The sequence below is a fragment of the Hydrogenophaga sp. UC242_53 genome (assembly GCF_042696965.1).
In the GTDB taxonomy this organism is placed as follows: Bacteria; Pseudomonadota; Gammaproteobacteria; order Burkholderiales; family Burkholderiaceae_C; genus Hydrogenophaga.
This window is the reverse complement of record NZ_CP170552.1, coordinates 4259333-4284076: the sequence shown is the minus strand read 5'-3', so window position 1 is coordinate 4284076 and position 24744 is coordinate 4259333. Positions and strand designations below refer to the sequence as shown.

The window sequence follows — 24744 nt, the reverse complement described above, 5'->3', positions numbered from 1 at the left end:
TGGGTTCAGTGAGGGGCCAGACAGTTCTCGACGTTCCAGCCGTACAGCCACTCCATCGCATCGTAGAAGCGCTCCGGCGAACGGCCGCGCCAGAGGTCGTTGCGCACCAGGCGCTCCACCCCGCTGGCGTGGTAGATGCGGCCCATCTCGCGCGAGCTCAGCACGATGCGCGCGGTGCGCGCCACGCGCGAACGCTGGTACAGGTCGAACGCCTTCTCGAAGTCATTGTGGTTCACGCGCAGGGCCTCGCCCAGCGTCACCGCGTCCTCGATCGCCATGCAGGCGCCCTGCGCCATGTACTGCGTGGTCGGGTGGGCGGCGTCGCCCAGCAGCGTGACGCGGCCATAGCTCCATTGGCCGATCGGTTCGCGGTCGGCCGTGGCCCAGCGCTTCCAGCTCTTGGGCAGGTCGATCAGCTGGCGCGCCTTGGGGCAGATGCCCTGGAAGTAGCTCTGCACCTCTTCCTTGCTGCCTTCCTTCACGCCCCATTCTTCGGCCTCGCGGCTGTGGAAGGTCACGACCACGTTGTACTGCTCGCCGCCGCGCAGCGGGTAGTGCACCAGGTGGCAGTTCGGGCCGACCCAGATGCTGGCCGCGTTCCAGCGCAGGTCTTCGGGGAAGTCTGCCTTGTCCACCACCGCGCGGTAGACCACGTGGCCGGTCACGCGGGCCTCGTCGCCCACGAACTGCTGTCGCACCACGGACTTCACGCCGTCGGCCCCGATCAGCGCCAGGCCGCGGTGGGCCGTGCCGTGCTGGTCGTGCACCGTCACGCCCGCGGCGTCCTGCTCGATGCGCTCCACACGCGTGGAGGTGAGGAACTGAATCTGGCCGCTGGCCTGCACGCCTTCAAGCAGCGAGCCGTGGGCGTCGGCGCGGTGGATCACCGCATAGGGGTTGCCAAAGCGCTGGCGGAAAGCCTCGCCGGTGGGGATCTTGCCGACCTGGTACTCGTCGAGCGCGTCGTGCATCACCATGAAGTCGGTGTAGACCGCCCGGCTGCGCGCCTGCTCCCCCACGCCGAGCGCGTCGAAGGCGTGAAAGGCGTTGGGGCCCAGCTGCATGCCGGCGCCGATCTCGCCGATCTCGGGCGCCTGCTCCAGCACCTTGACGCGAAAACCCTGGCGCACCAGGGCGAGCGCGGCGGCCAGGCCGCCGATGCCACCACCGGCCACCAGCACGGGGAGTTCCTGGGAGGGCGAAGTCATGGGTTGTCTCCTTCACATGCAAGGCATGCTGACGATAAGTGTACTTATTGTATGGGCGATGCTAGGATTCCGGCAAGCCCCTCCCGTCCTCCGACTGCCCGACTCTCTTCCGCCCCCCCTCTCATGAAGCGCTGCCAGCCTCCGGCCATCGACATCGACGATCAGCCCGGCCACAACATCCGGCGGCTGCACCAGATTTCGGTCGGCATCTTTCTTCGGGAGCTGGGCGAACTTGAACTCACGCCGGTCCAGTACGCGGCGCTGCAGACCGTGGCGCAACCACCCCGGGATCGACCAGCGCACGCTGGCGCGCACCATCGCGCTGGACGCGTCCACCACGGGTGGCGTGGTCGACCGCATGGAGTCGCGCGGCTGGCTGGAGCGGCGCACCTCACCCGAAGACCGGCGCTCGCGCCAGCTGGTGTTGACCGACGCGGGCAACGCGCTGCTGGCCGAGGCCGTGCCGGCCATGCTGCAGGTGCAGGAGCACATCCTGGCGCCGTTGTCCGAGCGCCAGCGCGGCGAGTTCATGAAGCTGCTGCGCCTGCTGGTGGACACCAACAACGCGCACAGCCGCGCACCCAGCGAAGCGATGAAGTGAGCCGCGCGGCGGGGCGGCTCAGCCCCGCAGGTGCGCCACGACGGCGTTCACCACCTGCTCGTCGCGCAACAGCCGCGTGTGGCCCAGGCCGTCGGTCGCCATCAGGCGCGCGCCGGCGATCGCATCGCGGTAGGCCTCGGCGTCGGCAAACCGGTTGATGCGGTCCTCCCGGTCGTGCACGATCAGCGTGGCCACGGCCACGCGCGGGCCGACCGCCGCCGGCTCGAACTGGCGCATCAGGATGCCCTCGCGCGCCTCCACCCGCTGCTGCAGGCGCTCCCGCGTGTCCTCGCTCAGGCCGAAGACCTTCGCGAACAGGCGGGTGTACGCATGGGGCGAGGCCGGGGGCGCGAGCAGCGCGAGCCGGGCCACGGGCAGGCCGCGCGCGGCCGCATAGGCCAGGGCGTTGGCGGCGAGCGAATGCGCTGCCACGGCACGCACCTCGTGGCCCTGCTGCTGCAGGCGCGCGGTGAGGTACTCGATGGCGCGCGCGAACTGCGGCAGGTTGCTGGTGCTGCCTTGGCTGCGCCCGTGCGCGGGCAGGTCCACCAGCACGGGCCGCAGGCCCTGGTTCATCAAGGCCTGCGCCAGGGGCAGCATCTGCGCGGCGTGGCCGCCCCAGCCATGCAGCAGGAGCACCACGGGGCCGGGCGCGCCGGGCGGCTCGTACAGCGTGATGCTGGCCTGCTCGAAGGGCCAGGGCGTGGCCCGCCAGGCGGCCAGCGCGGGCTGGCGGCGGTGCAGCCATTTGGGCGGCAGTGGCGTGCCGAACACGCGGTAGGCGCCTCGCACCGCCAGCGCCGGCCAGAGCTTTTCGGACAGGCCCAGCGCCCAGCGCAGCCAGCGCGTGCCCGGGTTGGCCTGGTAGTAGGTGGAAGCGGTTTGCAAGGGGGTGGTGCTCATGGCGTTCTCCGGTAAATCGCACAATCGTGCGAAATTGAGGCAAAAAAAGAGAAGCGGTCAGTGTTCGTAGGTCTTGACCAGGCGGGCCCAGGTCGCCTGGGCGCGTTCGGCGGCGCGCGGATCGCGCAGGAAGCGCACGTCGTGGACCAGCCCGATCGCCAGGCTGCAGATCTCGCCCACCAGTTGTTCGGGGTCGGTGTCGGGTTGGAGGTGGTCGAGTTCGATCGCCTGCAGCACGGTGCGCCGCAGCGCGGCCCGCCAGCGCGTGACCTCGCCCAGCAGCAGGTCGCGCAGCTCGCCTTCGCGGTCGTCGAGTTCAAAGGCGCCGGAGGTGTAGAGGCAGCCGGTGTGAGCCTCCACGTCGCGCAGGCGGATGAGCCAGCGCCGCACGATCTCGCTCAGGCGCGGCAGCCCCTTGGGCGCCTGCATGGCGGGCACGAACACGTCGCCGATGAAGCGGCGGCCGAACTCTTCGATCACCGCCTTCTGCAAGGCCTCGCGCGAACCCACGCGCGAGAACACGCCGCTCTTGGAGATGCCGATGCGGTCGGCCACCGCCTGCAGGGTGATGGCCTCCAGCCCGTCGGACGCGGCCAGGTCCAGCGCCGCGCCCACGATGGCGGCGCGCGTCATTTCACTCTTCTGGGTCCGGGCGTCCATGGCGCGACTTTAGCACGATCGTGCGAAATAACAAGGCCCTGACCCGCTTGGCGCGGCCCGCCGCCGTCGCTATGATCGCGGCGTCCTGTGCACCCTTGGTGGCCGCCCTTGGAACCCCCCCGCTCCCCCCTGCTGACGCTGGAACACCTGGCCATGATGGATGCCGGGGTTTCCGTCATCGTCAGCAGCTGCGGGCCGGACCTCACGCCCAGCGTCATGCGGGCCGTGGGCAGCCAGGTCGGGCCGCAAGGCCGCCTCATCACGGTGTACCTGTGCCGCAGCCAGTCCGCGCAACTGTTGCGCGACATCGCCCGCAGCGGGCGCCTGGCCGCGGTGTTCAGCCAGCCCAGCACCCACAAGACCGTGCAGCTCAAGACGCGCACCGCCCGCCTGCGCGAGGCGCGCGAGGACGAAGCGGCGGTGCTGCAGCGTTACCTGCGCGGCATGGAGCATGAATTGGCCCTGCTCGGCTTCGACCGCGCCTACGCGCGGGCCATGCTCACGCACCGCCTCGACGACGTGGTGGCGATCGAGTTCGAGCCCGAACAAGCCTTCGACCAGACGCCGGGCAGCAAGGCCGGCCAGCCGATCGCGGGGCGCGCATGACGGCGGTGGACCTGGCCGAGGTGAGGCCTTGTCTGGAAGGGGTGATTCCCGCCATGGTGGCGACCACGGCGGCCGACGGCACGCCCAACGTGGCCTACATCTCGCAGGTCTATTACGTGGACGAGGGCCACGTCGCGCTGTCGTTCCAGTTCTTCAACAAGACGCGCCAGAACCTGCTGGCCCACCCGCGCTCGACGCTGCTGGTGCTCAACCCGCTCAACGCGGTGTTCTACCGCCTGCACCTGCGCTACCTGCGCACCGAAGAGGAGGGGCCGGTGTTCGAGAGCATGAAGGCGCAGCTCGCCGGCATCGCCTCCCACACCGGCATGGCCGAGGTGTTCCGCCTGCGTGGCTCGGACATCCATGAGGTGATCGAGGTGGAGCGGCTGCCGCAGGAGCCGCTGGCCGAACCGCTGCCGCTGCCGCCTCCCCCGCCGGCGGCGCTCGCGGTGCTGCGCCGGGCCAGTGCGCGCCTGTCGAGCGCGCGCAGCCTGGGCGCGGTGCTGGAAGCCACGCTGGACGTGTTGGAGAACGAGCTGGCCATGCCGCACGCGATGCTGCTGATCCTCGATGCGGCCTCTCAGCGCCTCTACACCGTTGCGCAGCCGGGGTTACGCCACCTCGGGCGTGGGGTCGGAGATCGCCCTGGGCGACGGTGTGATCGGCGTGGCCGCGCGCGAGCGCACGCCGGTGCGCATCGGCCACATGGCCAGCGCCTACCTCTACAGCCGGGCCATGCGCGACAGCCTGGTGAGCGGCGACGGCAGCGTCCCGGCCGGCACCGACATCCCGTACCCCGGCCTGTCCGAGCCGCACAGCCAGCTGGCCGTGCCCCTGTTGTCGGCCGGCCGCGTGACCGGCGTGCTCTTTGTTGAAAGCCCGTTGGACCTGCGGTTCAGCTACGAAGACGAGGACCTGCTGGTGGCGCTGGGTGGGCAGCTCGGCGCCGTGATCGACCTGATGCAGGCGTCTGAAGCGGCCTGCACCGAAGAGGAGACCCCGAGCGCCGCCGCCACCGCGGCACCGGTGCCGGCCGGTCCCGCGCTGCGCGTGCGGCACTACCGCAGCAACGACAGCGTGTTCGTCAACAACAGCTACCTGATCAAGGGTGTGGCGGGGGCGATCCTGTGGAAACTGCTGCAGGACGGCCAGCGCCAGGGCCGCAGCGAGTTCACCAACCGCGAGCTGCGGCTCGATGCCTCGCTGCGCCTGCCCGATGTGGCCGACAACCTGGAAGCCCGCCTGCTGTTGCTGCACCGCCGGCTGGCCGAGCAGTGCCCGCAGTTGCGCATCCAGAAGACGGGGCGGGGGTGTTTCCGCTTCGAGGCGCTGCGCCCGGTCGAGCTGGAAGAGGTGGCGGCCTAGACCGTTGCGCAAGCCGGGCACGGGCGGCAGGCCGAGCCCGCGCGCGAGCTTCATCGCGTTGTGCGCGTTGAGCATGCCGCGCGTGGCGTCGAGCATGCCTTCGAACACCGGTGCCGGTGCGCCCGCCCGCATCTCCTGCATCACACCCAGGCGTTCGGGCGCGTTCAGGTTGGGCAGCATCCAGCGCATCACGAGCATCATCTCGGCCGGCGGGATGGTCGCCACCAGGGCGTTGTGCACGTCCACTAGTTCGGCGTCGGTGTAGGCGGCCCAGAGCGCGGCGTTGTGGGCGGTCTCTTCGGTGTGCATGTGCTGCAGGTTGTCGGCCACGAACAGGGCGAGCGCGAGGTACAGCGCGTGCAGGCCGGCTTCGCGCTCGTCCGCGTCGCAGCCTGGCAGGGCCTGGGCGGCGTCGCTCAGGTGCTGGATGTGGTGCAGGTGCCCATCGTGTTCCTGCGCCACGCGGTCGCAGACGCCGGGGCAGCGCGCCTCCAGCGCCGGGTGCACGAAGCCGTTCTCGTGCGCCACGTGGTTGGCGCACAGCGCCATCAGCTCGACCACCTGCGCGACGGTGCGCGCCAACTCCGCGCCGTCGGTGGGGTCGGTGCGGCCGACCGTGAGCAGGGTGTCGGCCATGAAGGCGCGCAAGGCCTTGTGGATGCCGGCATAGAGGTTGAAGCGGCCAAGGCCGGTGCGGGCGGTGGCGACGACGTGCGCCATTTCGAGGGCGTGGGATTGCATGGTGTGGATTCCTTTGGCAGGCGAATGGCCCGGCCTTGTCTCGGGATGACCACCGCACCCCATGTGCGGCGAATCATGGAGAGTCAGTCTAGGAATCCGCGCCTCGCCGTGCCGCTAAATAGCGCTTAAAGGAATCGTAAAAAAACCTTAACCCGTCAAAAACGGGCCGCCATCAGTCCAAACCGCGCACGCGACCGCGCAATTGTTTGACGCCGGAGCGGGCCGCCTTGCCTTCCAGCCGCCGCTGCTTGGCGCCGAAGCTGGGTTTCGTGGCCTTGCGTGCCTTGGGCACCGTTGCGCAGCGCTGTCCACCAGGGCCTGCAGCCGCTCCAGCGCCTCGGCCTTGTTCTGCTCCAGGCTGCGGCTGGTCTGCGCCTTGATGACCACCACGCCTTCGGTCGTGATGCGCTGGTCGCTCAGCGCGAGCAGGCGCTCCTTCACCGCCTCGGGCAGGGAGGAGCCGTGCACCGCGAAGCGCAGGTGCACCGCGTTGGAGACCTTGTTCACGTTCTGCCCGCCCGCGCCCTGGGCGCGGATGGCGGTGAACTCGACCTCGGCGGGATCGATGGTGATCGGCATCGGCGCAGTGTGCCACGCGCCACATGCCGCACTCAGCCGGGCGGCAGGGTCGCGGGGCCGTCGTCCGTCTCGTCCTTGAGCCCGATGCCGGTGAGCTGGCGCTGGCGGGCCTGCGCGAGCAGCGCGTGCAGTTTCGCGGCGGCGCGCGCGGGTGGCAGGCCGGCGTCGCGCACGTTGGAGATGCAGTTGCGCTCGGCGTCGCGGCGGCCGGGCCGGGGTGCCCAGGTGAAGTAGACGCCCAGGCTGTCGGGCGAACTCAGGCCGGGGCGCTCACCGATCAACACGACCACGGTGCGCGCGCCCAGGGCTTCGCCGATCTCGTCGCCGATGCGCACTCGGCCTTGTTCGACCAGGGCCACGGGCGCCGCCGTCCAGCGGTGGGTCGGGTCGGCGCGCAGCCGGGGCAGGAGCGCGGCCATCAGGGGCGCGGCGTGGCGCATCACGGCCAGCGCCGAGAGGCCGTCGGCGATCACGAAGGCCAGGTCGGGTGTTTCGATCTTGGCGTGGTCGGCGTGCCAGCGCTGCAAGGTCTCCCGCGAGGCGGCGTCCAGCCGCCGCCCGAGGTCGGGGCGCTGCAGGTAGGCGGCGCGGTCCGGCGCGGCGCTGTGCAGGTGCAGGCTGGTGAGGTCGAGCGCCTGCAGCGCGCCGGCCAGGTCGCCGGGGTCGAAGGCCAGGTGCACCGCATCGCGCGCCTGGGCGTGCGCCAGCTGGAAGGCGAGGTGCGCGGCGGTGGGCTGGCTGTGCCCCGCGCGGCCGAGTGCGATGCGCGCGTCGGTGAAGCCTTGCAAACGCGCCCAGGTAGCGGGGATCACCGGCGCGCTCATGCGCTGCGGCCCAGCCGGGCGATGGCCGGCGCGAACGCGGCCGGCAGGGTGGGGTTCAGGCGCAGCACGTCGCCGGCTTCGGTAACGCCCATGCGCTGCAGCCAGGCCTCGAACTCGGGCGCCGGCCTTAGGCCCAGCAGCTGCCGCATGGCCAGCGCGTCGTGGAACGAGGTGCTCTGGTAGTTGAGCATGATGTCGTCGGCGCCCGGCACGCCCATGATGAAGTGCACGCCCGCCGTGCAGAGCAGGGTGAGCAGCGCGTCCATGTCGTCGGCATCGGCCTCGGCGTGGTTGGTGAAGCACACGTCGCAGCCCATGGGCAGGCCCAGCAGCTTGCCGCAGAAATGGTCCTCCAGCCCGGCGCGCAGGATCTGCTTGCCGTTGTAGAGGTACTCCGGGCCGATGAAGCCGACCACGGTGTTGACCAGCAAGGGCTGGAAATGCCGTGCCACGGCGTAGGCCCGTGCCTCCAGGGTCTGCTGGTCGCAGCCGTGGTGCGCGCCGGCCGAGAGGGCGCTGCCCTGGCCGGTCTCGAAATACATCACGTGCTCGCCGCGCCGGCCGTCGTCGAACAGCGCGCCGCGTTGCAGCGAGAGCGCCGCGGCGCGCGCTTCGGCCAGCAGCGCGAGGTGAATGCCGAAGCCGCGGTTGGCGGCCTCGGTGCCGGCGATGGACTGGAACACCAGGTCCACCGGCGCGCCGCGTTCGATCGCCTGCAGCGTGTTCGTCACGTGGGTGAGCACGCAGCTCTGCGTGGGCATGGCGTAGCGGGTGATGAGCTCGTCGAGCATGGACAACAGGCGCATCACCTGGGGCAGGTTGTCGCTCGCGGGGTTGATGCCGATCACCGCGTCGCCGCTGCCGTGCAGCAGGCCGTCGAGCAGGCTGGCCGCGATGCCGGCGAGGTCGTCGGTCGGGTGGTTGGGTTGCAGGCGCGTGGCGAGCCGCCCCGGCAGGCCGATGGTGCCGCGAAAGCGCGTCACCACCCGGCATTTCCGCGCGATCAGGGCCAGGTCCTGCACGCGGCAGAGCTTGCTCACCGCGGCCACCATCTCGGGCGTGAGGCCGGGGGCCAGCGCGGCAAGCGCCTCGGAGCTGGCCGCATCACCCAGCAGCCAGTTGCGGAAATCGCCCATCGTGAGGTGCGCCACCGGCGCGAAGGCCGCCGCGTCGTGCGTGTCCACGATCAGCCGCGTGACCTCGTCGTCTTCGTACGGCACAACCGCCTCGTGCAGGAAGTGCGAGAGCGGGAGTTCGGCCAGCGCCATCTGCGCGGCCACGCGCTCCTGGCTGCTGGCCGCGGCCACGCCGGCCAGCTGGTCGCCCGAGCGCAGGGGCGTGGCGCGCGCCAGCAGCGTGCGCAGGTCGTCGAACCGGTGGCTCTGTGTGCCGACGCTGTGGTGAAAACCCATGCGCCCCACTGTACGGCCAAGCGCGGCTCCAGTCACCCCGGAACCCGTGGGTGGATGGCCACGCTGGGATAATCGCCCCATGGCAAGCAAACAGCGCGTGGTGGTCGGATTGAGCGGGGGCGTGGACTCCGCGGTGAGCGCGTACCTGCTCAAACAGCAGGGGCACGAGGTCATCGGCATCTTCATGAAGAACTGGGAAGACGACGACGACAGCGAATACTGCTCGACGCGGCAGGACTTCCTGGACGCCGCCAGCGTGGCCGACGTGCTCGGCATCGACATCGAACACGTGAACTTCGCCGCCGAGTACAAGGACCGCGTGTTCGCCGAGTTCCTGCGCGAGTACCAGGCCGGGCGCACGCCCAATCCCGACATCCTGTGCAACGCCGAGATCAAGTTCAAGGCCTTCCTGGACCACGCCATGCGCTTGGGTGCCGAGAAGATCGCGACCGGCCACTACGCCCGGGTGCGTGAGCGCGCCGGGGCGTTCGAGCTGCTCAAGGGCAAGGACCCGCTCAAGGACCAGAGCTACTTCCTGCACCGGCTGAACCAGGCGCAGCTGGCCAAGACGCTGTTCCCGGTGGGCGAGCTGCCCAAGACCGAGGTGCGCCGCATCGCGGCCGAGATCAACCTGCCCAACGCGAAGAAGAAGGACAGCACCGGCATCTGCTTCATCGGCGAACGGCCGTTCCGCGACTTCCTCAACCGCTACATCGCCAAGGAGCCCGGCCCGATCAAGGACGCCAAGGGCCGCGTGCTCGGCCAGCACGTGGGCCTGAGCTTCTACACCCTGGGCCAGCGCCAGGGCCTGGGCATCGGCGGTGTGCGCGAGAAGGGCGCGCAGAAGGGCGGCAACGAGCATGCGCCGTGGTTCGTGGCGCGCAAGGACGTCGAGAAGAACACGCTGTGGGTGGTGCAGGGCCACGACCACCCCTGGCTGCTCACGCCTCGCCTGCGCGCGCAGGACGCGAGCTGGGTGGCCGGCCATGCGCCCGAGGCCGCCACCCTGGCCGCCAAGACGCGCTACCGCCAGGCCGATGCGCCCTGCCGTTTCGAGGCCGAGGGCGATCAGGGCTTTGCGCTGGGCTTCACCGACCCGCAATGGGCCGTGACCCCGGGCCAGAGCGCGGTGCTGTACGACGGCGAGGTCTGCCTGGGTGGTGGCGTGATCACGACCGACGCCGCGTCTTTCCAGGCATCGCCGGTGAATGCCCGGCCCGTGACGGCTTAGGCCTTGTGCGACGCCCCGAGCCGGGCGTGAATCCGCCGCGTGGTGCGCCACACGGCCCACAGCACCAGGGGAATCAGGGCGCCCGCCGCCATTTCCGGCTGGATCGGCAGCCCCGCCGCCTTGGCGCCCTTGGCGAGGTAGAGCAGCAGGCTGATCACGTAGTACGAGATCGCCGCGATCGACAGGCCTTCCACCGTGGTCTGCAGGTGCAGCTGCATTTCCTGGCCGCGCGTGAGTTTCTCCAGCAGCTGCTGGTTCTGCGCCTCGGTCACGATGTCCACCCGGGTGCGCAGCAAGGCGCTGGTGCGCGAGACGCGCTCGGAGAGGGACGTGAGCCGCTGCGCGCTCGCGGCCACCGTGGCCATGGCCGGTGACAGGCGCCGCTGCATGAACTCGCCTATGGTCTGCGTGCCCGGGATGGGCCGCTCGCGCAGTTCGGCGATGCGCTGTGTGACCAGGGCGTCGTAGGCGCGCGTCGCGGCAAAGCGGTAGGTGTTCTCGGCCGTGGCGCGCTCCACACGCGCGGCGAGCGATACCAGCTGATCGAGCAGATCCTGTTCCGAGGCCGACTTGTTTTCCAGCTGCGCGGTGATGCTGGCGAGCTGCGCTTCGGCCTGCGTCAGCGTGGGCCCCAGGGCCTTGGCGACGGGCAGGCCGCGCAGCGCCATCAGCCGGTAGGTCTCCAGCTCCAGCAGGCGCTGCGAGATGCGCCCGGCCCGGGTTTCGCTGACGTGGGGCGGCGCGATCACCAGCACGCGTTCGAAGCCCGAGGGCTGCAGGTGGAAGTCGGTCACCGCCCACGAGTGGCCGCCGCCCAGCTGGGAGGCCACCACGGTGCGGTGGCCGAACCAGCGCTGGGCCGGCCCCATGAGGCTGGCCTGTGCCGACGGCGTCTGCTCCGGCAGCTCGGCGTGCAGCATCACGAGCTGGATCGCCGCGATGGTCCGGCCGGGAATGTCGCGCAGCCAGCCCGGTGGCGTCACCAGGGCCTCCAGCAGGTCGGGATCGCTGGCGCCCAGCCCGGCTTCGGCGGGCAGGGCCTGCACGAGGGAGTAGCGCGTGAACTCGGTGTGGCGCTCCCACTTCAGCGTGTGCTCTCCAAAGCGCAGCCGCAGGAAGTTGCCTTGCATCTGCTCGGGCGAGAGGCCCTGCTGGCCCGGCAGCCGGCGCAGGTGCTCACGTTCCTGCTCGCGGCTCACGCCCTCGTTGAGCACGGCGACGAACACCACCAGCGCGGGCAGCCGGATGCGCGCGGAAGGCCGCGCGTGCACCTCGTTGTGCAACTCGGCGCGCAGCGCGTCGTCGGCGGGCAGCAGGCCCTGGGGCAGGGCGGTCGGAGCGGACGTTTCGGGGGATTCGTTCATGGGCGGGGCATCGGCGATGGACGTTCACTGTATGCGAAGCGACGTGGCCCCCGCTGCCCCGTGAGGGGTGACAGGCCCTAGCGAACCGAGGGGGCGACCGAGGGGTCGGTGAACACCAGCGACAAGGGATAGCGCTGCCCCGACAGGTGGTCTTCCATGCAGCGCAGCACCAGCGGGCTGCGCAGGCGCGCGGCGTTGGCGCGGATTTCCTCGGGTGTCATCCACAGGGTGCGCACGATGCCGGCGTCCAGCGCGCGGCCGGGCAGCGCCTCGCCCAGTTCCCCGCTGTAGGCGAAGCGCAGGTAGGTGATGTCCTCGTCCGGCTGGCCCGCGCGGCCCGGGCGCTGGAAGCGCGAGAGGTACACGCCCACCAGGGCCGTGGGCGTGAACGCGTGGGTGGTCTCTTCCAGCGTTTCGCGCACCACGCCTTCGAGCGGGCCTTCGCCCGGATCGAGGTGGCCGGCCGGGTTGTTCAGGCGCAGGCCGTCGGCCGTGTGCTCCTCGACCAGCAGGAAGCGCCCGTCGCGTTCGATGACGGCGGCCACGGTGACGCTGGGTTTCCATCGGGTGTTCATGGCGCGCATTATGGGCTTTGCGGCGCGCAGGCATGGGCCGAATCGGGCGCTTTCGGGTAAGCTCGCCCGACTTTCACATTCAACTTGTGGGTGAGGAGATATTCATGCTGATAGGCGTACCCGCTGAGACCACAGTGGGCGAGACCCGAGTGGCCGTGACCCCGGAGACGGCGAAGAAGTACGTGGCGCAAGGCCACACCGTGCGCGTGCAATCGGGCGCGGGCGTGGCCGCCAGCGTTACCGACGCGGCCTACACCGCCGTGGGCGCGGAGATCACCGATGCGGCCGGCGCCCTGGGCGCCGACCTGGTGCTCAAGGTGCGCCCGCCGTTCGACAACGAGCTGGCCCTGATGAAACCCGGCGCCACCGTGGTCGGCATGCTCAACCCCTTCGATCCCGTGGGCCTGCAGCGCCTGGCCACGGCCGGCCTGACCGCCTTCGCGCTTGAAGCCGCGCCGCGCACCACGCGCGCGCAGAGCATGGACGTGCTCTCCTCGCAGGCCAACATCGCCGGCTACAAGGCCGTGATGGTCGCCGCGCACCACTACCAGCGCTTCTTCCCCATGCTCATGACGGCGGCGGGCACGGTCAAGGCCGCGCGCGTGGTGATCCTGGGCGTGGGCGTGGCCGGCCTGCAGGCCATTGCCACGGCCAAGCGCCTGGGCGCGGTGATCGAGGCCTCCGACGTGCGCCCGAGCGTGAAGGAGCAGGTCGAGTCGCTGGGCGGCAAGTTCATCGACGTGCCCTACGAGACCGCCGAAGAGAAGGAAGCCGCCGAAGGCGTGGGCGGCTACGCCCGCCCGATGCCGCCGTCCTGGTTGGAGCGCCAGAAGGCCGAGGTGGCCAAGCGCGTGGCGCAGGCCGACGTGGTCATCTCCACCGCACTCATCCCGGGCCGGGCCGCGCCGGTGCTCATCACCGAGGACATGGTCAAGTCCATGAAGCCCGGCAGCGTGATCGTGGACATCGCCGCCGGCAAGGGCGCGGACGGCGTGGGCGGCAACTGCCCGCTGACCGAGGCCGACAAGACGGTGGTCAAACATGGCGTGACGCTGGTCGGCGAGACCAACCTGGCGGCCATGGTCGGTGCCGATGCGTCGGCGCTGTACGCGCGCAACGTGCTCGATTTCCTCAAGCTCATCGTCAACAAGGACGGTGCGCTGCACGTGGACATGGAAGACGACATCGTGGCGGCCTGCCTGATGGCGCAAGGCGGCGAGGTCAAGCGCAAATGAGCCGTGTGATGCTGCGCGCGAAACTGCACCGCGCGACCGTGACCGAGGCCGACCTGCATTACGAAGGCTCCTGCGGCATCGACGAGGACCTGATGGATGCCGCCGACATGCGCGAGTACGAGAAGATCGAGCTCTACAACGTCAACAACGGCGAGCGCTTCTCGACCTACATCATCAAGGCCGCGCGAGGTTCGGGCGCCATCTCGCTCAACGGCGCGGCCGCGCGCAAGGCGCACGTGGGCGACCTGCTGATCATCTGCACCTACTCCCCGGTGGACGACGCGGCCGTGCCGCAGTGGAAGCCGCGTGTCGTGTTGCTCGGCGAGGGCAACCGCATCAACGAGATCAAGAAAACCTGAAGCGAGGAGACTCCTATGGACGCCGTATCCCCCACCGTGCTCAACCTCATCATCTTCGTGCTGGCCATCTACGTGGGCTACCACGTGGTGTGGAACGTCACGCCCGCGCTGCACACGCCGCTGATGGCGGTGACCAACGCCATCTCGGCCATCGTGATCGTGGGTGCCATGCTGGCCGCCGCGCTCACGGAAACCCACCTGGGCAAGACCATGGGCGTGCTGGCCGTGGCGCTGGCCGCGGTCAACGTCTTCGGTGGCTTCCTGGTCACCCGGCGCATGCTGGAGATGTTCAAGAAAAAAGAGCGCAAGGCGCCCGCAGCTGAGGGAGCGCACAAATGAGCATGAACCTCGTCACGCTGCTGTACCTGGTCGCCAGCGTCTGCTTCATCCAGGCCTTGAAGGGCCTGTCGCACCCCACCACCTCGATCCGGGGCAACATCTTTGGCATGACCGGCATTGCCATCGCCGTGCTGACCACCGCCGCGCTCATCGTCGAACTCTCCGGCGGCAAGGCACAGGGCATGGTCTGGGTGCTGGGTGGCCTGGTGGTCGGTGGCGCCATCGGCGCGCTCATGGCCGACCGGGTCGAGATGACCAAGATGCCCGAGCTGGTCGCCTTCATGCACAGCATGATCGGCCTGGCCGCGGTCTGCATCGCCGTGGCCGTGGTGGCCGAGCCCTGGGCCTTCGCCATCGTCGCCAAGGGCGAAGCGATCCCGGGCGGCAACCGCATCGAACTCGCGCTGGGCGCCTTCATCGGGGCCGTCACCTTCTCGGGCTCGGTCATCGCCTTCGGCAAGCTCTCGGGCAAGTACAAGTTCCGCCTGTTCCAGGGCGCACCGGTCACCTTCGCCGGCCAGCACAAGCTCAACCTGGTGCTGGGCCTGGCCACGGCCTTCTTCATCTTCGGCTTCTGGCATTCGCAGAGCTGGATGGACATCGTGCTGGTGATCGCGCTGGGCTTCATCCTGGGCGTGCTCATCATCATCCCCATCGGCGGCGCCGACATGCCGGTGGTGGTGTCCATGCTCAACAGCTACTCGGGCTGGGCGGCCGCCGGCATCGGCTTCAGCCTGAACAACTCCATGTTGATCATCGCCGGCTCGCTGGTGGGCTCCTCCGGTGCCATCCTCTCGTACATCATGTGCAAGGCGATGAACCGCTCGTTCTTCAACGTGATCCTGGGCGGCTTCGGTGGCGACGCCACGGCGGCCGCGGCCGGCGGCGGCGTGCAGCGCACGGCCAAGAGCGGCAGCGCCGACGACGCGGCCTTCATCCTGGGCAACGCCGAGACCGTCGTCATCGTGCCCGGCTACGGCCTGGCCGTGGCACGCGCTCAGCACGCGGTGAAGGAGCTGGCGCACAAGCTCACCGAGAAGGGCATCACCGTGAAGTACGCCATCCACCCGGTGGCCGGCCGCATGCCGGGGCACATGAACGTGCTGCTGGCCGAGGCCGAGGTGCCGTACGACCAGGTGTTCGAGATGGAGGACATCAACGGCGAGTTCGGCCAGGCCGACGTGGCCATCATCCTGGGCGCCAACGACGTGGTGAACCCGGCCGCCCTGCAGAAGGGCAGCGCGATCTACGGCATGCCGATCCTGGAGGCCTACAAGGCCAAGACGGTGATCGTGAACAAGCGCTCCATGGCCGCCGGCTACGCGGGCCTGGACAACGAGCTGTTCTACATGGACAAGACCATGATGGTCTTCGGCGACGCCAAGAAGGTCGTCGAGGACATGACCAAGGCCGTCGAGTAAATCGAAAGCGTCCATTTCCGAGCGATACCCGAAGGGCCCGTGGCGACACCGGCCCTTCGGTTTTTGTAGCATGCTTGCAGCCAGTCGCGGGTTTTAGAGTGGGCTGTCAGAACCGCGTAAGGGAAAAACACGAGGCCCCGTGCCTTGCTTCCCACTGACAATGCCCGGTTGTTGTATCCACAAGAACGAGGAGATTCTGAATGAGCGAACCGACGGCCAACCGTCCCTGGCTGGGGGCTTATCCCGCCGGCGTGCCTGCCGACATCGACGTGGCGCAATATCCCTCGCTGGTGCACCTGATGGAGGAAAGCTTCCAGAAGCACGCCGGTCGCACCGCCTACAGCTTCATGGGCAAGGACGTCAGCTTCGCGCAGACCGACAGCCTCTCGCAGGCCTTTGCGGCCTACCTGCAGGGCCTGGGACTGGTCAAGGGCGACCGCGCTGGCCATCATGATGCCCAACGTGCCCCAGTACCCGGTGGCGGTGGCCGGCATCCTGCGCGCAGGCTTCGTGGTGGTCAACGTCAACCCGCTGTACACGCCGCGCGAACTCGAGCACCAGCTCAAGGACTCGGGCGCCAAGGCGATCGTGATCATCGAGAACTTCGCGCACACGCTGCAGCAGTGCATCGCCAACACGCCGACCAAGCACGTGGTGCTCACGGCCATGGGCGACCAGCTGGGCCTGCTCAAGGGCGCGCTGGTGAACTACGTGGTGCGCAACGTCAAGAAGATGGTGCCGGCCTACAGCCTGCCGCAGGCGGTGCGCTTCAACGACGCCATTGCCAAGGGCACGCGTGGCACGCTCAAGCGGCCCGAGATCAAGCCCGACGACATGGCCGTGCTGCAGTACACCGGCGGCACCACCGGCGTGAGCAAGGGCGCGGTGCTGCAGCACCGCAACGTGATCGCCAACGTGCTGCAGTCCGAGGCCTGGAACGACCCCGTGATGAAGAAGGTGCCGGCTGGCGAGCAGCCCACCAGCGTGTGCGCCCTGCCGCTGTACCACATCTTTGCGTTCACGGTGAACATGATGCTGGCCATGCGCACGGGCGGCAAGACCATCCTGATCCCCAACCCGCGCGACCTGCCGGCCGTGCTCAAGGAGCTCAGCAAGCACACTTTCCACAGCTTCCCGGCGGTCAACACGCTGTTCAACGGCCTGCGCAACCACCCCGACTTCAACACCGTCAACTGGAGCAACCTCAAGGTCTCGGTGGGTGGTGGCATGGCGGTGCAAAGCGCGGTGGCCAAGCTCTGGCTGGAGAAGACCGGCTGCCCGATCTGCGAAGGTTATGGCCTGAGCGAGACCAGCCCGTCGGCCAGCTGCAACCCGACCACCAGCACCGAGTACAGCGGCACCATCGGCGTGCCCCTGCCCAACACCTACATGAAGTGCCTGGACGACGATGGCAACGAGGTGCCGATGGGCCAGCCGGGCGAGATCGCCATCAAGGGCCCGCAGGTCATGGCGGGCTACTGGCAGCGCCCCGACGAGACCGCCAAGGTCATGACGGCCGACGGCTTCTTCAAGAGCGGCGACGTGGGCGTGATGGACGCGCGCGGCTACTTCAAGATCGTGGACCGCAAGAAGGACATGGTGCTGGTCAGCGGCTTCAACGTGTACCCCAACGAGGTGGAGGACGTGGTGGCCCTGTTGCCCGGCGTGATGGAATGCGCCGTGGTCGGCGTGCCGGACGAGAAGTCGGGCGAGGCGGTCAAGCTCGTGATCGTCAAGAAGGACGAGAGCCTCACCGAGGCGCAGGTGCGCGAGTACTGCAAGACCAACCTCACCGGCTACAAGCAGCCCAAGGTGGTGGAGTTCCGCACCGAACTGCCCAAGACACCCGTGGGCAAGATCCTGCGGCGCGAGTTGCGCGACAAGAAGTGACGCCCCGGCGCGCTGCGCCACAATGCAAGGCGGCTTCGGCCGCCTTTTCTTTTGCCCGTCCAGGAGGGACCGTTCCGTGACCACCATCGCCATCGTCAGCGCCCTGCACGAAGAGCTGGCCGCCGTGCTCGCGCTCATGCCCGACGAACAGCAGCAAGTGGTGGGCGGGCGCGCGTTCTGGCGTTGCGCATCTGCACGGGCACGACGTGGTGGCGGTGCTTTCGGGCATCGGCAAGGTGGCGGCGGCCACCACCGCCGCTGTGCTCATCGAGCGCTTCGGCGTGCAGCGCATCGTGTTCACCGGCGTGGCCGGCGGGCTGGCGCCGGGCGTGAACGTGGGCGATGTGGTGGTGGCCCGGCACTTCCTGCAGCACGACATGGACGCTTTGCCGCTCTTTCCGCGCCACGAGGTGCCGGGTTATGGCCGCTCCCGCTTCGATGCCGACCCCACGCTGACCACGCAGCTCGTGCAGGCGAGCGAGCGGGTGCTGCACGAATTGCCCGCACGCCTCGGTGCCGAGGTGATGCAGGCCTTTGGTCTGGAGACGCCCCGCTGCCACCAGGGCCTGCTGATCAGCGGCGACCGGTTCGTCTCGACCACCGCCGAGAGCCTGGCCCTGCGTGGGGCGTTGCCCGATGCGCTCGCGGTGGAAATGGAAGGCGCCGCGTTCGCCCAGGTCTGCCACGACTACGGCGTGCCGCTGGCCGTGGTGCGCACCATCTCGGACCGGGCCGACGATGCGGCCCATGTGGATTTCCCGCGTTTCCTGCGCGAGGTGGCGAGCCGCTACAGCGGCGCGGTCATCGACGCGCTGCTGACGCAGCGCTGAGCAGGTCTACCTCAACCAGCCTCGTTTGCGGAAGTAGAGCATCGGCAAGACCGCCGACAGCACCATCAGCGCCAGCGCCAGCGGGTAGCCGTAGTGCCACTTCAGCTCGGGCATGAAGTCGAAGTTCATGCCGTAGCTGCTGGCCACCAGCGTCGGGGGCAGCAGCGAGACGCTGGCCACCGAGAAGATCTTGATGATCTTGTTCTGGTTGATGTTGATGAAACCGACCGTCGCGTCCATCAGGAAGTTGATCTTGTCGAACAGGAAGGCCGTGTGGCTGTCGAGCGAGTCCAGGTCGCGCAGGATCTGGCGCGCATCCTCGAACTGTTCAACGCTGAGCATGCGGCTGCGCATCATGAAACTCACCGCGCGGCGGGTGTCCATCACGTTGCGGCGGATGCGGCCCGACATGTCCTCGTGCCGCGCGATGGCCGAGAGCGCCTCGCTCAGCAGGTTGTCCGAGGCGTTGCTGTCGAGCACCTTCTTGCTCACGGTCTCGATCTCGTCGTAGATGTCCTCGAGCGTGTCGGCGCAGTACTCGGCGTCGGCGTCGAACAGCATCAGCAGCACGTCCTTGGCGTCCTCGATCAGGCCCGGCATGCGGCGCGCGCGCATGCGCAGCAGGCGGAACACCGGCACGTCCTCGTCGTGGATGGAGAACAGCACGCCCCGGCTTTTGAGCGTGTCGTTGTGCTCGTTCAGGATGAAGGCCACGCGCACTGCGCGCGGGTCTTCGTCGTCGTCGATCAGGAAGTCCGAGCGCACATGCAGCTCGCCGTTGTCTTCCTCGAAGAAACGCGCCGATTCCTCGATGTCCTCGTCCATCGCGTCTTCGGGAATCGACAGGCCGAAGTGCTGCTTGACCCAGCGGCGTTCTTCGGGGGTGGGGTCTTCCAGGTCGACCCAGATGGGTTTGAAGCGGGCCAGCTCTTCGAGCGACTCGATTTCTTCCTGGAACAGGCGGCCATTGGCCAGGGTGAATACGTTGAGCATGACGGCGCTCCCGGCGGTTTCGTGCTGTCTGGCAAAGGGTCGAGGCCGGCTCCGCGGGCCTCGGGGGCGGTTCGGGTGCTGCTTTCAGCCGTCCGGCCGCCTGACCCAAAGCCGCTCGGGGGCGGCGCTCAGACGGTCGCGGGGGTGGCTGAAAGCACGCAACTGGGGGGCGTGCTTTCCATGCGGGTCTCCATGTGTGAAACAGGCCGAATTATGGCACTGCGGTGCCGGCCCCGAGGTCTTCGGATGCGCCAAAAAAGCGCATCAGTTCGTCCTTTCGCCGCCAGGCGTCATGTTCGCCCAACTCGATCAGGGCGTTGACGAAGCCCGGTTCGAAGAGCAGGTAGCTCGCCAGCGCGGCTGCGCTGCCGGCCGCGCCGCGCCGCGTGTCCAGTGCGCCCAGGCCCGCCAGCGTGTTGCGGGTGGGCGCGGGCAGTTCGCGGATGTGCTTGCTCGCGAGCTCGTCCAGCGAGAAGCTGGGCTGGATCGCCAGCACCTCCACCGGCCGGTAGGGCAAGGCGGTGGCCAGGGCTGGTGGCAGCCGCGCCAGGGTCTGGCTCACGCGCTGGGTCTGCTCCACGTCGGCCTGCAGGGTGTCGTGGAACACGCTGGCCATGGCGTGGCCGGCGATGGTGCCTGCGGTGGGCTCGCTGCCGTTGCGCGCGGCCAGGCCGGCGCGCTGGGGTTGGCCGACACCGATCACCAGGATGCGGCGCGCGCCGAACTGGATCGCCGGTGAGAGCGGCGAGAGCTGCCGCATCGAACCGTCGCCGAAATGCTCCTTGTGCCCGTCCACCCACAGTGGCACGGCCGGGAACAGGAAGGGGATGGCGCTCGAAGCCATCAGGTGCTCGATGGTGATGGGCTGGAACTCCGAGCGCCGCCCCGGCCGGTGCCAGGGCTGCACCGGGTGGCGAAGCCGGGTCTGGCAGAAGGTCCAGTGCTCGCCGGTCGTGTAGCTCGATGCCGTGACGCCCAGCACATGGATCAGCCGTTGCTCCAGCGCGCGTTCCAGGCCCTGCAGGTCGATCGCGCGGTGCAGGGTGTCCACCAGCGGAAGCGTGTCGAGCAGTGCTCGGTGCCGGCGCACCTGCCGCGCCAGTGTGAGCCCGGCCACCACGCGGTTCGCTCGCACCCAGCCGGGCGCTTCGAGCCGGTAGACGCGTTCCGAGCGCAGGCCGCTCCAGAACGTCGCCAGTTGCGACAGCGCGGGCAGGCCCTGGGTGGCGATGCTGCCCAGGTAACTCGCGTTGAGCGCACCGGCCGAGGTGCCGAACAGCCACTGGAACGGAAAGACCGGCACCGCCGGGCCCGCGGTCGCTCGCGCTGCGCCAGCAGGGCGCCCACGGCCTTGAGCACGCCCACCTGGTACGCGGTGCGCGCGCCGCCCCCCATGAGCACCAGCGCGCAGGCGCCGTCACCGTATTCGGGTGACGCAGGCAGCAGCGTGTTGTGGGTGATGAGGGTGTCGAGGGACAAAGGGGTGTCGAAAGGTGTGAACCGTCACATCCTAAACAATCGCCGCCGCCGATGGGGCGGCCTCGGCCATCCAGCGCTGCAGCGCGCGGGGATCGACGGGCTTGTTCAGCAGGGTGATGTCCTGCCGCAGGTCCTCGTCTGTCAAGTGCACGCTCGCGTCGCCGGTGATCACCAGGGCCGGCACCTCGCGTTCGAGAATGCCCCGAAGTCGGGAGATGGCCTGAAGGCCATCGAAGGTCTCGCTCAGGTGGTAGTCGACCACGATCAGCGAAATCGAGGCGCTGTTGTTCCATGCCAGGACGAGGGCGTCGCGCATCGTCTGTGCGCCCAGCACCCGATGGCCCAGGCCGCTCAGCAAATGCGTGAGCGCGCGAACCACCTGCTCGTCGTTGTCCAGCACCAGCACCACCTGAGTGGGCGCAGCCGGTGCAGATGTCCTGGTGGGGGCGGGCGCCTCGATCACGGGATCGCAGCGTGGCAGGAACACCGAGAACACCGAGCCCCGGCCCACGCGCGAGCGCACGTTGAGGCGCGCGTCCAGCAACTCCGCCGAGCGATGGACGATCGACAGGCCCAGGCCGAAACCACGCGACTGCGCCGATGCCCGGCGCGCATTGCTGGCCTGGTAGAACTCGTCGAACACCCGGGGCATGTCGCTTTCCGGAATGCCGATGCCGGTGTCCCAGACCTGAATCTCCACCTCGTCGCCCCGTCGCCGGGCACCCACCAGCACCCCGCCGCGCTCGCTGTAGCGCACCGCGTTGGCCACCAGGTTGAGCAGAACCGTGTGCAAGACCGCGGGATCGGCCTGCACCCACAGAGGGGTTTCCATCAGTCGAAGCCGAAGGCCCTTTGCCTTCGCCTGGCCGCGCAAGACCTCGCCGACCTGCAACAGGACGGGGTTGATCGCACAGGGGGCCCTTCGAACCATGACGGCGCCAGAGTCCAGCCGGGAGATTTCCATCAGCACCTGCAGCAACTGGCCCATGCTCTCCAGCACCGAATGCATGCGATCGGCGATATCGGCCAGCGCCTGAGGGGACGGCCGAGCGTGCCGCACCAGGCGCTGAAGCGCGGGGACAAACAGGCCCATGGCGTGGATGGGTTGCCGCAGATCGTGGCTGGCCGCGGCGAGAAACCGCGTCTTTCGGCGCTCGGACGCTTCGGCATGCTCCTTGGCCCGGGTGAGGTGGTCCATCAGTGCCTCGTTCTCCATGCGCAACTGGATCGATTGCCGCAGCGACAGGGGAATGCTGCGCGCGAACGAGGCGGTGAACACCAGAAACAGCAGCGACAGCAGCCCCAGGATGGTCAAGGCCGAACCGCCCTCGATCAGGCAGTGGATCGAAAATGGCAGCGAACAGGGAATGGCAAACGCCAGGTGCGCGGGCCAGTACGATCCGATCGACTGGGTGGCGCTGGAGAGGATGCCGCACAGCACGATCGCGATGATGGCCTGCGTGTACAGGTCATCGGGGGTGAAGAAAAGCAGCGTGATCGAGCCCCACATCAGGCCGGCGCCGCCCGAGGCCGCGACCAGCACGAGCGCCCACCGGCGGGCGTTGGCGTCGGTGACGGGGTATCGGTGCCGGCCACCGTACAGCACCAGGCGCAAGGCCGAATACAGCGCCATCCCTGCCCACCAGCCCAGCACCAAGTTCGATGGTTGATGCTGCAGGATCAGCAGCCAGGCGGCGCCACTGGCCAGCAACACGGTGCCCACCGCCATGCCCGGCAGGTGGCGCAAGAGAATGCTTACCTGCTCCTGCAACAGGCGCTGTTCCAGCTTCAACGTGTCGACGGTGTCGGGCATGAAGAAATTCGTACCTGAGGCCACCCCTCGGTCGCGTGCCAACTCCCGTGTGGCTGCCAGTTTACGCTTCTGGCACTGCGGCGTTTCATCGGTTTATCACGCTTTGTTGCCCCGTGTGGCTTGCGCCGGCGAGCATTCATGGGCATAGTGGTCTCAAGACATCCCCGTGGCCGTCGGGAGGTCTTGCCCCAGGCGGCTTGTGTCAACCCGGAGCAAATGGAGGCTCATCTATGAACCTGACGATCAGCGGTCACCACCTCGAGGTCACCCCCGCCTTGCGCGGTTACGTCACCACCAAACTGGAACGCATCTCCCGACACTTCGATCAAGTGGTCGACATCAAGGTGCTGTTGACGGTGGACAACCTCAAGGAGAAGGACCTGCGACAAAAGGCCGAGTGCAATGTCCACGTCAAAGGGCGCGACCTGTTTGCGGAAAGCGTCCATGCCGATCTGTATGCGGCGGTGGACGAACTGGCCGACAAACTGGACCGCCAGGTGCTGCGCTACAAGGACAAGACGCAAGACCATCACCACGGTACGGTCAAACGTTTGATGTGACCCCGCTCACGGCTCCCGGCGCCGGGAGCGTGAAGAATGTTGCATTGCAGCAAGCCGCTTGATATGTCAAGCGGCTTTTTTGTGCCCGCAGTCTAGCCAAGGGACACCAACTCGGCATAATTTGCGGTCCGAAAGGGCCCACATGAACCGACTTTCCGCCATATTGCCCGCCGTGCAAGTGCTCGTTGGCGTTGACGCCACCAGCAAGAAACGCGCATTCGAAGAGGCAGGCCTGCTGTTTGAAACCGAGCACGGACTCAACCGCGCCCTGATCACCGACAGCCTCTTCGCGCGCGAGCGCCTCGGTTCCACCGGGCTCGGCCATGGCGTCGGCATCCCCCACGGGCGCATCAAGGGTCTCAAGCAGCCGCTGGCCGCGGTGTTCCAGCTCGCCAGCCCGATCGGCTTCGACGCGCCCGACGAGCAGCCGGTGCAGTTCATGATCTTCCTGCTGGTGCCCGAAGTGCGCAGCGCAGAAGCACCTCGAAATCCTGTCCGAGATCGCCGAGATGCTCAGCGACAGTGCCCTGCGCGAGCAGATGAAGACCTCCACCGATGCTGCCGAGCTGCACAAGCTGATCACGTCCTGGCAGTCGGCCCACGCCGCCGCCTGAATTTTGAGCCGCCACGCTTCACCGTTTCACGGGTCGCTGCCCCCCAAGGGGGCTGACCAGCCTTGGGGCGGCCCTGCGGCTGCGCCACTCGCCTTGAAACCCACCGTCGTCAGCGCCGATGTCCTGTTCGAGGACCATCGCGACGCCCTGAAATGGCAGTGGATCGCCGGCCTCGGGGCCTCCGAGCGCCGTTTTGACGAGGTTGCCATTCGCGCCGCGCGTTCCGGCGCCGATCTGGTCGGGTACCTCAACTACATCCACCCCTACCGCGTGCAGGTGTTCGGCGAGCGCGAAGTCGCCTACCTCACCAGCCCCAGTGAGGACGACAACCGACGCCGCGTGGCGCGCATCGTCACGCTGGAGCCGCCGGTGCTGGTGGTGGCCGACGGGCAGACCGCGCCCGACGCCCTCACCGCGATGTGCGAGCGGGCCCAGATCCCGATGTTCTCCACGCAGGAGTCGGCGGCTTTTGTCATCGACGTGCTGCGTGCCTATCTTTCGCGCCACTTCGCCGACCGTTCCTCCATGCACGGTGTGTTCATGGACATCCTGGGCATGGGCGTGCTGATCACCGGCGAATCCGGGCTGGGCAAGAGCGAACTGGGCCTGGAACTGATCTCGCGCGGCCACGGCCTGGTGGCCGATGACGCGGTGGACCTCTACCGCATCAACCAGACCAGCATCGAGGGCCGTTGCCCCGAGCTGTTGCAGAACCTGCTCGAGGTGCGCGGCATCGGCCTGCTCGACATCAAGGCCATCTTTGGCGAGACCGCGGTGCGCCGCAAGATGCGGCTCTCGCTGATCGTGCACCTGGTGCGCCGAGAAACCATGGAGCGGGACTACGAGCGCATGCCCCACGAGCCGCTGTACCAGGACGTGCTGGGCGTGCCGGTGCGCAAGGCGGTGATCCAGGTGGTGGCCGGCCGCAACATCGCCGTGCTGGTGGAAGCGGCCGTGCGCAACACCATCCTGCAGCTGCGCGGCATCGACACCTACCAGGAGTTCGTCTCACGCCACCGCGCGGCCATGTCGCGCAGTGAGTAGAAGGAACACCCCCCGCGCCGCCTGCGGCGTCACCCCCTCCAGGGGGCAGTGCCTGCGGCCTGGCAAAGCCAGTTCCGCGGCGCTTCTTGAGAAGAAAA

General features: G+C 68.5%; 20 protein-coding genes and 6 pseudogenes. 14 read left to right on the top strand and 12 right to left on the bottom strand.

Annotation, left to right across the window (positions count from 1 at the left end):
- Positions 1 to 5 precede the first annotated feature (5 nt).
- Positions 6 to 1208 carry a 3-hydroxybenzoate 6-monooxygenase gene (locus tag ACFJI0_RS21595; protein WP_382322256.1) on the bottom strand — a complete coding sequence of 401 codons (1203 nt, stop codon included), beginning with the start codon at positions 1206 to 1208 and terminating at the stop codon, positions 6 to 8.
- 232 nt (positions 1209 to 1440) lie between these two features.
- Here ACFJI0_RS21595 and ACFJI0_RS21590 point away from each other — a divergent pair, with 232 nt between their 5' ends.
- On the top strand, positions 1441 to 1809 hold the full coding sequence (locus tag ACFJI0_RS21590) for a MarR family winged helix-turn-helix transcriptional regulator (RefSeq protein ID WP_382322255.1): 369 nt from the start codon (positions 1441 to 1443) through the stop codon (positions 1807 to 1809).
- 18 nt (positions 1810 to 1827) lie between these two features.
- Here ACFJI0_RS21590 and ACFJI0_RS21585 read toward each other — a convergent pair whose 3' ends face one another.
- Together ACFJI0_RS21585 and ACFJI0_RS21580 are read right to left on the bottom strand one after the other, a co-directional pair.
- The gene (locus tag ACFJI0_RS21585) at positions 1828 to 2712 is read right to left on the bottom strand and encodes an alpha/beta hydrolase (protein ID WP_382322254.1); all 885 of its coding nucleotides are present in this window, start codon (positions 2710 to 2712) and stop codon (positions 1828 to 1830) included.
- A gap of 57 nt (positions 2713 to 2769) precedes the next feature.
- Entirely contained in the window at positions 2770 to 3372 is a 603-nt protein-coding gene (locus ACFJI0_RS21580) for a TetR/AcrR family transcriptional regulator (RefSeq protein ID WP_382322253.1), read from the bottom strand.
- Positions 3373 to 3480: 108 nt separating this feature from the next.
- On the opposite strand from ACFJI0_RS21580, the gene ACFJI0_RS21575 reads away from it, so the two are divergent.
- The 3 genes and pseudogenes from ACFJI0_RS21575 to ACFJI0_RS21565 all read left to right on the top strand — a co-directional run bounded on the left by ACFJI0_RS21575 (position 3481) and on the right by ACFJI0_RS21565 (position 5343).
- Positions 3481 to 3978, top strand: coding sequence for a hypothetical protein (locus ACFJI0_RS21575; protein ID WP_382322252.1), 498 nt, complete (start codon positions 3481 to 3483; stop codon positions 3976 to 3978).
- Positions 3975 to 4142: pseudogene (locus ACFJI0_RS21570) on the top strand (GAF domain-containing protein); the annotation flags it as partial. The gene ACFJI0_RS21575 and the pseudogene ACFJI0_RS21570, both read left to right, overlap by 4 nt.
- 406 nt (positions 4143 to 4548) lie before the next feature.
- Positions 4549 to 5343: a GAF domain-containing protein gene (locus ACFJI0_RS21565; RefSeq protein WP_382322251.1), complete on the top strand. Its 795-nt coding sequence runs from the start codon at positions 4549 to 4551 to the stop codon at positions 5341 to 5343.
- A gap of 351 nt (positions 5344 to 5694) precedes the next feature.
- On the opposite strand, the pseudogene ACFJI0_RS21560 reads toward ACFJI0_RS21565, so the two are convergent.
- The 4 genes and pseudogenes from ACFJI0_RS21560 to ACFJI0_RS21545 form a co-directional block, all read right to left on the bottom strand.
- Positions 5695 to 5979 (bottom strand): annotated as a pseudogene (locus ACFJI0_RS21560) (hypothetical protein); the annotation flags it as partial.
- Positions 5980 to 6256: 277 nt separating this feature from the next.
- Positions 6257 to 6663, bottom strand: a pseudogene (gene arfB / locus ACFJI0_RS21555) (alternative ribosome rescue aminoacyl-tRNA hydrolase ArfB).
- 32 nt (positions 6664 to 6695) lie between these two features.
- The gene (gene eutC, locus ACFJI0_RS21550) at positions 6696 to 7487 is read right to left on the bottom strand and encodes an ethanolamine ammonia-lyase subunit EutC (protein WP_382322250.1); all 792 of its coding nucleotides are present in this window, start codon (positions 7485 to 7487) and stop codon (positions 6696 to 6698) included.
- Entirely contained in the window at positions 7484 to 8899 is a 1416-nt protein-coding gene (locus ACFJI0_RS21545; protein ID WP_382322249.1) for an ethanolamine ammonia-lyase subunit EutB, read from the bottom strand. Before ACFJI0_RS21545 ends, eutC begins: the two co-directional genes overlap by 4 nt.
- A gap of 79 nt (positions 8900 to 8978) precedes the next feature.
- Here ACFJI0_RS21545 and mnmA point away from each other — a divergent pair, with 79 nt between their 5' ends.
- Positions 8979 to 10130, top strand: coding sequence for a tRNA 2-thiouridine(34) synthase MnmA (gene mnmA / locus ACFJI0_RS21540; protein ID WP_382322248.1), 1152 nt, complete (start codon positions 8979 to 8981; stop codon positions 10128 to 10130).
- Here the strand turns inward: mnmA and ACFJI0_RS21535 are convergent.
- Entirely contained in the window at positions 10127 to 11494 is a 1368-nt protein-coding gene (locus tag ACFJI0_RS21535; protein WP_382322247.1) for a DUF3422 family protein, read from the bottom strand. The two genes, mnmA and ACFJI0_RS21535, sit on opposite strands and share 4 nt — an antisense overlap.
- Before the next feature lie 77 nt (positions 11495 to 11571).
- Positions 11572 to 12069, bottom strand: coding sequence for an NUDIX hydrolase (locus ACFJI0_RS21530; RefSeq protein WP_291113652.1), 498 nt, complete (start codon positions 12067 to 12069; stop codon positions 11572 to 11574).
- Positions 12070 to 12173: 104 nt separating this feature from the next.
- Here ACFJI0_RS21530 and ACFJI0_RS21525 point away from each other — a divergent pair, with 104 nt between their 5' ends.
- From ACFJI0_RS21525 to ACFJI0_RS21500, 6 genes and pseudogenes are all read left to right on the top strand, one after another.
- Positions 12174 to 13304, top strand: a complete 1131-nt coding sequence (locus ACFJI0_RS21525) for a Re/Si-specific NAD(P)(+) transhydrogenase subunit alpha (protein WP_382322246.1) — start codon at positions 12174 to 12176, stop codon at positions 13302 to 13304.
- Positions 13301 to 13663, top strand: coding sequence for an aspartate 1-decarboxylase (gene panD, locus ACFJI0_RS21520; protein WP_291113658.1), 363 nt, complete (start codon positions 13301 to 13303; stop codon positions 13661 to 13663). The genes ACFJI0_RS21525 and panD overlap by 4 nt, the downstream gene beginning before the upstream one ends.
- Before the next feature lie 15 nt (positions 13664 to 13678).
- Positions 13679 to 14002 (top strand): NAD(P) transhydrogenase subunit alpha, encoded by a 324-nt coding sequence (locus ACFJI0_RS21515; RefSeq protein WP_382322245.1) that lies wholly within the window; start codon positions 13679 to 13681, stop codon positions 14000 to 14002.
- Positions 13999 to 15423 (top strand): NAD(P)(+) transhydrogenase (Re/Si-specific) subunit beta, encoded by a 1425-nt coding sequence (locus ACFJI0_RS21510; protein ID WP_382322244.1) that lies wholly within the window; start codon positions 13999 to 14001, stop codon positions 15421 to 15423. Before ACFJI0_RS21515 ends, ACFJI0_RS21510 begins: the two co-directional genes overlap by 4 nt.
- Before the next feature lie 200 nt (positions 15424 to 15623).
- Positions 15624 to 17313 (top strand): annotated as a pseudogene (locus ACFJI0_RS21505) (long-chain-fatty-acid--CoA ligase).
- Positions 17314 to 17449: 136 nt separating this feature from the next.
- A pseudogene (locus ACFJI0_RS21500) lies at positions 17450 to 18143 on the top strand (5'-methylthioadenosine/adenosylhomocysteine nucleosidase).
- 6 nt (positions 18144 to 18149) lie between these two features.
- Here the strand turns inward: ACFJI0_RS21500 and corA are convergent.
- The 3 genes from corA to ACFJI0_RS21485 all read right to left on the bottom strand — a co-directional run bounded on the left by corA (position 18150) and on the right by ACFJI0_RS21485 (position 22428).
- Positions 18150 to 19136 carry a magnesium/cobalt transporter CorA gene (corA, locus tag ACFJI0_RS21495; protein WP_382153164.1) on the bottom strand — a complete coding sequence of 329 codons (987 nt, stop codon included), beginning with the start codon at positions 19134 to 19136 and terminating at the stop codon, positions 18150 to 18152.
- Between the two features lie 211 nt (positions 19137 to 19347).
- Positions 19348 to 20439 carry a patatin-like phospholipase family protein gene (locus ACFJI0_RS21490; protein ID WP_382322243.1) on the bottom strand — a complete coding sequence of 364 codons (1092 nt, stop codon included), beginning with the start codon at positions 20437 to 20439 and terminating at the stop codon, positions 19348 to 19350.
- Between the two features lie 207 nt (positions 20440 to 20646).
- A complete protein-coding gene (locus ACFJI0_RS21485; RefSeq protein WP_382322242.1) occupies positions 20647 to 22428 on the bottom strand; it encodes an ATP-binding protein in 1782 nt (593 codons plus the stop codon).
- A gap of 230 nt (positions 22429 to 22658) precedes the next feature.
- Here ACFJI0_RS21485 and hpf point away from each other — a divergent pair, with 230 nt between their 5' ends.
- The 3 genes and pseudogenes from hpf (at position 22659) to hprK (ending at position 24646) form a co-directional block, all read left to right on the top strand.
- On the top strand, positions 22659 to 22988 hold the full coding sequence (gene hpf, locus ACFJI0_RS21480) for a ribosome hibernation-promoting factor, HPF/YfiA family (protein ID WP_291113681.1): 330 nt from the start codon (positions 22659 to 22661) through the stop codon (positions 22986 to 22988).
- Positions 22989 to 23130: 142 nt separating this feature from the next.
- Positions 23131 to 23602: pseudogene (locus tag ACFJI0_RS21475) on the top strand (PTS sugar transporter subunit IIA).
- 93 nt (positions 23603 to 23695) lie between these two features.
- Complete coding sequence (gene hprK / locus ACFJI0_RS21470) at positions 23696 to 24646, top strand: HPr(Ser) kinase/phosphatase (RefSeq protein ID WP_291113686.1); 951 nt, start codon at positions 23696 to 23698, stop codon at positions 24644 to 24646.
- Positions 24647 to 24744 lie beyond the last annotated feature (98 nt).